Here is a 9,685-nt window from a genome sequence, read left to right on the forward strand (position 1 = left end):
AGAATTCGCGCATTGTTGCTGTGCGCACAGACAGTACCCTTGGCGGCTTTCCTGTAAACCGGCCTGATCGCTCGACTCGATGGGTACCGCCATGACTGCACTCTCGCCTTCCCGGCAGGCGCTGACGCGCGACACCATTCAGGTGGTCAATCTGCGCCGCCTGCTCGGTGCCTGCGCCGTGGCTGCCTGTGGCCTGGCGCTGCTGACCTTCGCCGCCGGGCTGTGGCTGGGCCGTGGCCTGGCGCCGCTGGCAGCGCCCGCGCCGGCACCGGCGACGGCCGAGCAGGGCGACGCGGCGGCGGAGCGCTTCGCCATGTCCCGCCTGGGCGAACTGGCCGGTCGCTTGCAGGTGCTGGAGAAGGACGCCGACTACCTGCTGAAGACGGTCGGCAACCACGAGGAAATCGCGCGCAAGCTGTCCGCCATCGACCCCGCCCTGGCGCCCGCCGAGCGCCCGGCGCCGAAGCCCGCGCGGGGCGCCGAGGGCGGCGTGCTCTTGCCGCCGCGCGGTTGCCAGGCCTTGCCGGTGCCGCTGGTCGATATCGAGCAGGGCGCCCGGGCTGCGGGTTGTCTGCGGCGCCAGTTCGATCTGTTGATGGATGCCGTGGCCCGGCGCAACGCCGACTTCATGGCCATACCGGTGCTGCGGCCGGTGGAGCTGGCGCGCCTCGGCTCGCCGTTCGGTAATCGCGTCGATCCCTTCAACCACCGCCTGGCCTTTCATTCCGGGCAGGATTTCGCCGCGCCGAGCGGTACCGACATCCATGCCGCGGCCGGCGGCCGGGTCGTCGCCGCCGGTCCCTTCAGTTCCTATGGCAACCGTGTCGAGATCGATCACGGCAACGGCCTGGTCACCCGCTATGCCCACGTCTCGCGTTTCTATGTGCAGGTCGGCGACGTGGTGATGCCCGGCCAGCGCATCGCCGCGGTCGGCTCCAGCGGGCGTTCCACCGGCGCGCACCTGCATTTCGAGGTGCTCTACCACGGCGACTTCGTCAACCCGCAGAACTTCCTTTCCCTGGGCGACATGGAACCGGCCGACGATGTTCTGGGCGCGGACTAAACCCACCTCGACGCGCGATCTGCTGCGCGCCGAGCACCGCCTGCAGCGGCCCCAGGGGCGCCGGCTGCTGCCCTGGGCGGCGTTGCTGCTGGCGGCGCTCCTGGGCGGCTGGTACCTGTCCCGCGAGACCGCGGCCGGGCAATTGCAGCGACAGCTCGCCGAACTGCAGGCGCGCAACGCCGGCCTCAGCGCCGAGCTGGAACAGTACCGTCTGCGCCAGAGCGAGGATCAGGCCGCGCGCCAGCAACTGCTGCGGCGAATCGACGAGCTGTCCGGCGAAATCAAGAAACTGAAAACCGACCTGGCCTTCTACCGCCAACAGAAGCCCGGCAAGTCACCCATCCCAGGAGGATGAGATGTTCAGCAACAAGAAAAAGGCCCCGCAGGTGGCGGTCGACAAGTTTTCCAGCCTGCTCTCCGGCAACCTGGCCCTGGTCGGTGATCTGGAGTTCGAAGAGGGCCTCAAGGTGCAGGGTTGCATCAAGGGCAACGTGACCCACAAGCCCGGCACCAGCAGCCTGCTGGCCCTCGGCGCGGAAGGCCGCATCGAGGGCAATGTGAGCAGCTACGACGCGCTGATCGATGGCACCATCGTCGGCGACCTGTATGTCGAACACCTGCTCGAACTGCACTCCAATGCACGCATCGTCGGCAATATCAGCTACCGCCAACTGAGCATGGAAAACGGCGCCAGCGTCGACGGCAAGCTGACCCGCCTGGGCGAAGGCGAGAGCCGCAAGACCCTGGAGCTGCCGGCCCCGCCCGTGCGCGCCGTCGAGCAGTCCGCGGACAGCGCCTGAGGCGTCTACGCCGGCGCAGCGCGGCCGGGCCGCGCTTGTTATGATCGCGCCTTCCCCCGTCTCCGTGTTTCCGTCCCATGCTCGCACTGCTGCTCCAGACGCTCGCCATCACCGCGCCGGTCTTCTCCATGCTGTTCCTCGGTGTGCTGTTGCGGCGGGTGGGCTGGATCGACCCGACGTTCATCAGTACCGCGTCGGCGTTGGTGTTCAACGCCACCATGCCGGTGATGCTGTTCCTCGGTATCTACCACTCGGACCTGCACAGCTCCGCGCGGCCGGCCGTACTGGTGTACTTCTGTCTGGCGACCCTGGCCGGTTTCCTCTGTGCCTGGGGCTGGGCGCTCTGGCGGGTGCCGCGCGGCGAACGCGGCGTCTATGTGCAGGGCGCCTTCCGCGGCAACAACGGCATCGTCGGCCTGGCCCTGGCCACCAGCCTCTACGGCGCCCATGGGTTGGCCCTGGGCTCGGTGCTCGCGGCCCTGGTGATCCTTTGCTACAACACCCTGGCCACCGTGGTGCTGGCGGTCTACAGCCCGGTGCTCAAGTCCGATCCGCTGAGCATCGCCCGCCAGGTACTGGTCAATCCGCTGATCATCGGCGTGTTGCTGGCGCTGCCGTTCGCCTGGTGGGGCATCCCTCTGCCGGACTGGCTGCTGACGTCGGGCGAATACTTCGCCCGCATGACCTTGCCGCTGGCGCTGATCTGCATCGGCGGCACCTTGTCGCTGGCGGCGCTGCGCGACAGCGGTGCGCTGGCCCTGAGCGCAAGCCTGATGAAGATGGTCTGGCTGCCGCTGCTGTGCACCCTCGGCGCCTGGCTGTGGGGCTTCCGCGGCGCCGAACTGGGCGTGCTCTTCCTGTATTTCGCCAGCCCCACGGCGGCGGCCAGCTACGTCATGGCCCGCGCCGCGCAAGGCAACGAAGTGCTGGCCGCGGCCATCGTCGTCATCACTACCCTGGTGGCGGCGCTGAGCACCAATATCGGCCTGTTCATCCTGCAATGGGGTGGCTGGATCTGAGGTCCGCGCTGTTCAGCGCGCCGCCGATTTCGCCGTGTCGCATCGACTGGCCGTTTCCAGGGACTCGGCGTCGGCCTTGCGTTGGCTGAAATGCGCATCCGGCTCGGTCACGCAGCGTCGGCATAATTTGCAGCGGAACATCCGTTTGCCCTGATGGTTGCCATCGACGAAACCATGCCGGAAGAAGTGTTCGCGGTTGCCGCAGTTAGGGCACTGCAGATGGGGCAGGTCGGGAACCATGCCCAGTTTGACCCTGGCCTCCCACTCGCCGCTGGGGTCGAGCTTGAGCAGCCATTTGCGAAAGACCCTGACCCAGCGTTTCAGCATCGACGCTGAAACGCCGAGCCTCTCGCCGGCGCTGGCGATCGAGCGCTGTTGCGACAGCATCGGCAGGAAGGCGTCGAGTTTGTCGCTGCGCAGAAAACTCTGCAGCGCCGTGCCGGTGCGGCGGTTGAAACCTTTGCCGCAGCGCTTGCAGGTGAAGTAGGGAATGCCGTTGGGAGGCAGCCCGCGATAACGCAAGGCCACCTGCTGGCTGCTGCAGTAGTAGCAGGGCGGCGGCGTAGTGTCCCGGCTGAACACCGCGCGGATATGTCGGTGCAGGTAGGCAGTCAGTTCGGGATCTTCATGCCTGGGTAGGCTTTGGCCGTGCTCATGGACGGGCAAGGCGTGGTCGAGGATACGGGGCATTGGCGCTGATGTTCGAGTCACGGGCGGCCATTGAGCCGCAAAGGCGGACGCCTGTGCAGTCCGCTGCCGTGCTGCTGGGGTGGTTTCGGAAATCCCGTACATGGCTATTGGCCATTTCCTGGGAACTCCCGCGTTAGGGTGCTGCACATCATTTTTCCGTTGCGACCCCTTCGATATGGATATCCGCCGCCCGCTGTACCAAGCCATCGCCAGCGCCCTGGCCGGCATTCTGTTCCTCAACCCGATCGTCGCCACGGCGGCGCAATTGGCGGTGGATGCGGCAGCGGGGGGCAGTACCCAGATTGGCGCGGCGGGCAATGGCGTACCCATCGTCAATATCGCCACGCCCAACGGCGCCGGGCTTTCCCACAATAAATTTTCGGACTTCAATGTCGGCCCGCAGGGCCTGATCCTCAACAATGCCACCGGCAAGACCCAGGCCACGCAACTGGGCGGGATCATCGTCGGCAACCCCAACCTCAAGGGCCAGGCCGCGCAGAAGATCCTCAACGAAGTCACCGGCGGCAGCCCTTCGCACCTACAGGGCTACACCGAAGTGGCCGGGCAGGGCGCGCATGTCATCGTCGCCAATCCGAATGGCGTCACCTGTTCCGGCTGCGGCTTCATCAACACCCCGCGCGCGACCCTGGCCACCGGCAAGCCGATCCTCAACGGCGAGCGCTTGCAGGGCTATGACGTCGATGGCGGCGAGATCAGCATCGATGGCGCCGGGCTGAACGCCAGCAACATCGACCGCTTCGAGCTGATCACCCGCAGCGCCAAGCTGAATGCCGACCTCTATGCCCGGCAACTGACGGTGGTCGCCGGGCGCAACCAGGTGGATGCCGAAACCCTGGCTGCCACGCCCAAGCCGGACAACGGCAGCGCCAAGCCGCAACTGGCGATCGACAGCGCGGCGCTGGGCGGCATGTACGCCAACACCATCCGCCTGGTCGGCACCGAGGCCGGCGTCGGCGTGCGCCTGGCGGGGAACATGGCCGCCAGCGCCGGCGACATCCGCATCGACGCCAACGGCAAGCTGGAACTGGCGCAAACGGCGGCCAGCGGCAACCTGGCGCTCAAGGCGCAGGAAGTGGCACTGAACGGCCCGACCTACGCCGCCGGCAGCGTGCAGATCGACGCCAGTGGCCGGCTGAGCAACGCGCAAAGCCTGGCCGCGTCCTCGACCATCGCCCTGCAGGCGAACCAGCTCAACAACAGCGGGGTGATCGAGGCCGGGGTCAACCCGGACAACAGCCGCAACGGCCAGGGCGACGTGACCCTCACTGCCCAAGGCGTGCGTAACGCTGGCACCGTGCTTGCCAGCCGCACCCTGCAGGCGAACGTAGGCGGCACCCTCGACAACCAGGGTGGCACCCTCAAGGGCAGCAGCACCGCGCTCAGCACGGGTAGCCTGGACAACCGCCAGGGGCGGCTGCTGGCCAGCGGGCAACTGACCCTCGCCGGGGCGCGCCTGGACAACCGCAACGGCAAGGCCATCGGCGCGAGCATCCAGCTCAACGGTGGCGCCCTGGATAACCGCCTCGGCCTGTTCTCCGCCGACCAGGCGCTGACGCTCAGCCTCGACAGCCTGGACAACAGCGGTCAGGGCAGCCTGGTCAGCGAGGGCATGCTGCAGGCCAGTGTCAGCCAGCGCCTGGACAACCGTAACGGCGGCCTGCTTGCGGCCAACCAGGGCGTCAGCGTGCAGGGTGGCCAACTGCTCAACCAGAGCGGCGAGATTTCCAGTAAGGCCGGTGTCGCCGTGCGTGCGGCCAGCCTCAACAACAGCGGCGGCCAGTTGATCGGCCAGGGCGGCATCGACCTCGACCTGCAGGGCGGCGCCCTGAACAATGCCGGCGGCCTGCTCGGCAGCCCGGGGCAACTGCGCCTGCGCAACGTCGCCAGCCTGGACAATCAGGGCGGCGAAATCTCCAGTGACCGCGCCTTCACCCTCACCACCGGCACGCTGCTCAACCAGGGCGGCAAGCTGCTCTCCGGCGAGCGCCTGACGCTGACCAGCGGCGCGCTCGACAACCGCAATGCCGGCGTGCTCTCCGGCAGCCAGGGGCTGAGCGTCAACGCCGCCAGCCTGGATAATAGCCAGGGCGGCACCCTCGCCAGCCGTGGCGACCTGCTCGTGCGCAGCCAGGGCGCGCTGGACAACAGTGGCAATGGCGCACTGGTCGCCGGCGGCCAGCTCGACGTCGGCAGCGCCAGCCTGAACAACCAGGGCGGCCTGCTGTCCGCCAGCGGCAACCTGCTGCTGGCCACCGGCAACGCCGACAACCGCAATGGCAAGGTCATCGCCCAGGGCCGCCTCGACGCGACCACCGCCAACCTCGACAACCGCGACGGCGTGCTCAGCGGCCAGCAGGGCCTCGACCTCGGTGCCGGCAACGTCCTCAACGGCGCCAGCCGCGCCGGCCAACCCGGTGGCCTGATCACCAGCCAGGGCGTGCTGAGCCTGCGCGGCGGTCGGCTCGAATCCACGGGCGGCGGGGAAATTTCCGCCAAGGGCGAGCTGCATCTGAGCATCGCTCGGCTGATCCAGCAGCAGGCGGCGCTGATCGGCGAAGGCAAGGTCCGTATCGACCTGGGCAGCGGTGCCCAGCGCGGCGACTTCGACAACCGGGGCGGCCTGCTCAGCGCGGGCGGTGCGCTGCAGGTCAACGGCCTCGGCAACCTCGACAACCGTGGTGGGGAAATCTCCGGCAGCCAGGGATTCAGCATCGAGGCCAGCGGTAGCCTGGACAACCGCGACCAGGGACGGATCATCAGCGCCGCCACGCTCAGCCTACAGGCCGAGCAGGTGCTCAATGCCGGCCTGGGCCTGCTTTCCGGCTGGCAGGGCCTGACGCTCAACGGCGGCCGCCTGGACAACAGCGCCGGCGGCACCCTCTCCAGCCGCAGCGGCACCCTCGGCATCACCCTCTCCGGGGCGCTGGACAACCACGACCAAGGCGCGCTGGTCAGCCAGGGCAAGCTGACCCTCGCCGCCGCCAGTCTGAACAACGCCAACGGCATTCTCTCCACCCAGGGCGATCTCGACCTGACCCTGGCCGGCGACCTCGACAATAGCAACGGCGGCCTGCTCAGCACCCAGGGTGCGCTGACCGGCAACGGCAAGGTGCTGGACAACCGTGGCGGGCAGATCAGCGCGGGCAGCGTCGGTTATGACACCACCCGCTTCGACAACAGCGGCGGCCGCCTGGTCAGCCGGGGCGCGTTGCGCCTGGGGCTGCTCGGCGCGCTGCTCAACAACGGTGCTGGCTCGACGATCGCCAGCGGCGGCCCGCTGACCCTGGGCGCCGGCAGCGTCGAGAACCGTGGCGGGCAGCTCGCCAGCCAGGGCCTGCTGAAGGTCCTCGCCGGAGGCTTCGACAACAGTGGCGGCAGCGTGGCGGCGCAGGACAACCTGAGCTTCGGCCTTGGCGGCGAGCTGCTCAACGGCCAGGCCGGCCTGCTCTTCAGCCAGGCCGGCGCGCTCGACATCAGTGCCAGCCGCATCGCTAACGCTGGCGGCAGCGCCCAGGGCCAGGCCGGCGCGACCCTCACGACCAGCGGCGCCATCGACAACCAGGGCGGACGCATCGGCAGCCAGGCCGGCAACCTCGACCTACAGGCGGCCAGCCTCGACAACGGCAACGGCGGCATCATCGACGCCGCCAAGGGCGTCCTCACGCTGGTCACCGGCTGGTTCGGTAACCACGCCGGCACCACCCAGGCGCAGGCGCTGGACGTGCAAGCCAGCGACGGTATCGACAACCGCGACGGCCACCTCTCGGCGGTCAGCGGCGACAACCGCATCGTCACCGGCGATCTCAATAACCAGGGCGGCGGCCTCTATGCCGGCGGCCTGCTCTCCCTGCGCGGCAAGCAACTGCTCAACGACGGCGCGGCCCTCGGCCAGGGCGGCAAGATCGGCGCCGGCGCCATCGACTTCAGCCTCACCGGCGCGCTGAACAACCGCTTCGGCCTGATCGAAAGCAGCAACACCCTGAACCTCGGCGCGGCCAGCATTGACAACGTGGTCGGGGCCATTCGCGCGCTGGGCCAGGTGGGCAGCACCCAGGTCTCGACGTCCGGCCTGCTGAACAACAACCTCGGCCGCCTGGAAAGTGCGGCAGAGAACCTGAGCCTGCAAACCGGCTCGCTGCAGAACGGCGGCGGCAGCGTGCTGCATGTCGGCAGCGGCACCTTCGGCCTCGACCTGGCCCAAGCCGGCCTTGCCGGCGGCAGCTTCACCTCCAACGGCAGCCTCAGCTACCAGACGGCCAGTTGGACCAACAACGCAGTGATCCAGGCGCGCAACCTGACCCTGGACATCGGCCAATTGAGCCAGGGCAGCGGCGGCCAACTGCTCGCCTCGCAGACCTTCAGCGGCAGCGGCGGCGACTGGAGCAACGACGGCCTGATCGCCAGCGACGGCCGCCTCGACCTGCACCTCCGCGGCGGCTACAGCGGCGACGGCCGCGTCAGCAGCCTGAAATCGCTGGCGCTGACGGCCGCCAGCGTTGACCTGGGCACAACCGCGAGCCTGGCGGGCGGCGCCGATACCCGCGTCACGGCCAGCGGCAGCCTGAACAACAGCGGTCGCCTGACCTCGGCGGCAGACCTCAAGCTCAGCGCCGCCAGCCTGAACAACGACGGCACCCTCGGCAGCGCCGGCGCCCTGCGCATCGAAGCCGCCAACCTGCTCAACCAGAACGGCCTGATCGTCAGCGGCGGCGACATGGCGCTGCGCGTGGGCAGCTTCGTCAACCGTTACGCCGATGTTTACAGCCTGGGCGCCTTGGATATCGCCGCCGACGACGCCGGCAACCGCGCCGCGCGTCTGGACAACCTCTCCGCCAGCCTGGAAAGCCAGGGCGATATGCGCCTAAACGTCAGTGCCTTGAACAACGCCCGCGTGGTGCTGCAGGTCGACGCCGCCGGCAAATACACCGCCAAGATCGTCGAAGTGAACTGCTACAAATACTTCAACGACGAGAACGCCGACTGCTCGGGCGGCAAGGAAAACCAGGTCTGGGAAATCACCGAGCGCGACAAGCTCTCGGTATCCAACGCCAGCGCCGCTGCCTCGATCAGCGCGGGCGGTAACCTCAGCATCAATGCCGAGCAACTGAACAACGCCAGCAGCCAGATCGCCGCCGGGCAGAACCTCTACGCCAGGGTCGATAGCCTGAGTAACCAAGGCGTGGTCACCGGCGAGAGCGAGACCTTGCGTGTGTACCGCTCCGAGCGCACCCGCGACCCCGAGACGCGGCGCGACGAGGCCGACGCCTTCACCGAGCGCTACTGGCTCGACAGCCAGAGCTACGTCAACGACCCGTCCGGCCTGGCGGCGGCGCTCAGCCACTTTATCGCGCGGACAGAAAGGGAATACCCGCAGTACGGCTCGGCCAGCCAACTGGTCCAGGACAGCCAGACCTACGCCGGCATCATCCAGGCCGCCGGCAACGTGGCGATCGACGCCACCAGCCAGATCAACAACAGCGTCATCCGCAACCACACCACCTACGTCAATCCGGGTCAGCAGACCGCCAATACCGCCGTTGGCGCCAGCCCGGTCAGCACTGTGGTGCCGATCAACGCGCAACTGCCGCCGAGCCTCGCCCAACAGCAGATCAACCCCCTCACCCTGCCGGGCTTCAGCCTGCCCACGGGCAGCAACGGCCTGTTCCGCCTCAGCGGCCAGGGCGTCAGCGCGCCAGGCGCCGGCCAGCGCCAACAGGCCCTCGACGTCGGCAACCGGCAGACGGATGGGGTTTCCGCACCCGTCGCATCGGCCGCCGTCAGCGGCCCGTCCAGCGGCGCCCTGAACGTCGCTCGCGTGCAGGGCCTGCCCAGCAGCGCCGTGCCGGACAACAGCCACAAATACCTGATCGAGACCAACCCGGCGCTGACCAGCCTGAAAAGCTTCCTCAGCTCCGACTACCTGCTCGGCCAACTCGGCTACGACCCGGATCGGGCACAGAAGCGCCTCGGCGACGGCCTCTACGAACAACGTCTGCTCCAGCAGGCCGTGGTGGCGCGCACCGGGCAGCGCTTCATCGACGGCATGGCCAGCGACGAAGCGCTGTTCAAGTACCTGATGGACAACGCCATCG

The 9,685-nt window shown here is 68.2% G+C and carries 6 protein-coding genes; 5 read left to right on the forward strand and 1 reads right to left on the reverse strand.

The features are described from left to right. Positions 1-91: 91 nt before the first annotated feature. The 4 genes from BLQ74_RS24555 to BLQ74_RS24570 all read left to right on the forward strand — a co-directional run bounded on the left by BLQ74_RS24555 (position 92) and on the right by BLQ74_RS24570 (position 2,882). Complete coding sequence (locus tag BLQ74_RS24555) at positions 92-1,063, forward strand: M23 family metallopeptidase (protein WP_090267812.1); 972 nt, start codon at positions 92-94, stop codon at positions 1,061-1,063. Beyond that, positions 1,044-1,418: a hypothetical protein gene (locus BLQ74_RS24560; RefSeq protein ID WP_244507259.1), complete on the forward strand. Its 375-nt coding sequence runs from the start codon at positions 1,044-1,046 to the stop codon at positions 1,416-1,418. Before BLQ74_RS24555 ends, BLQ74_RS24560 begins: the two co-directional genes overlap by 20 nt. A gap of 1 nt (position 1,419) precedes the next feature. After that, entirely contained in the window at positions 1,420-1,863 is a 444-nt protein-coding gene (locus BLQ74_RS24565) for a bactofilin family protein (RefSeq protein WP_090267814.1), read from the forward strand. A 77-nt stretch (positions 1,864-1,940) separates the two neighbouring features. Continuing rightward, positions 1,941-2,882, forward strand: coding sequence for an AEC family transporter (locus BLQ74_RS24570; RefSeq protein ID WP_090267816.1), 942 nt, complete (start codon positions 1,941-1,943; stop codon positions 2,880-2,882). Between the two features lie 12 nt (positions 2,883-2,894). Here the strand turns inward: BLQ74_RS24570 and BLQ74_RS24575 are convergent, their stop codons facing one another. Then, positions 2,895-3,674 carry a DUF746 domain-containing protein gene (locus BLQ74_RS24575; protein ID WP_170842869.1) on the reverse strand — a complete coding sequence of 260 codons (780 nt, stop codon included), beginning with the start codon at positions 3,672-3,674 and terminating at the stop codon, positions 2,895-2,897. Positions 3,675-3,747: 73 nt separating this feature from the next. Between BLQ74_RS24575 and BLQ74_RS24580 the strand changes: the two genes are divergently transcribed. Then, positions 3,748-9,685, forward strand: a 5,938-nt coding sequence (locus BLQ74_RS24580) for a two-partner secretion domain-containing protein (RefSeq protein ID WP_139199123.1), incomplete at its 3' end; no start/stop codon positions are given.

It is taken from the genome of Pseudomonas panipatensis (genome assembly GCF_900099785.1).
GTDB lineage: Bacteria > Pseudomonadota > Gammaproteobacteria > Pseudomonadales > Pseudomonadaceae > Pseudomonas > Pseudomonas panipatensis.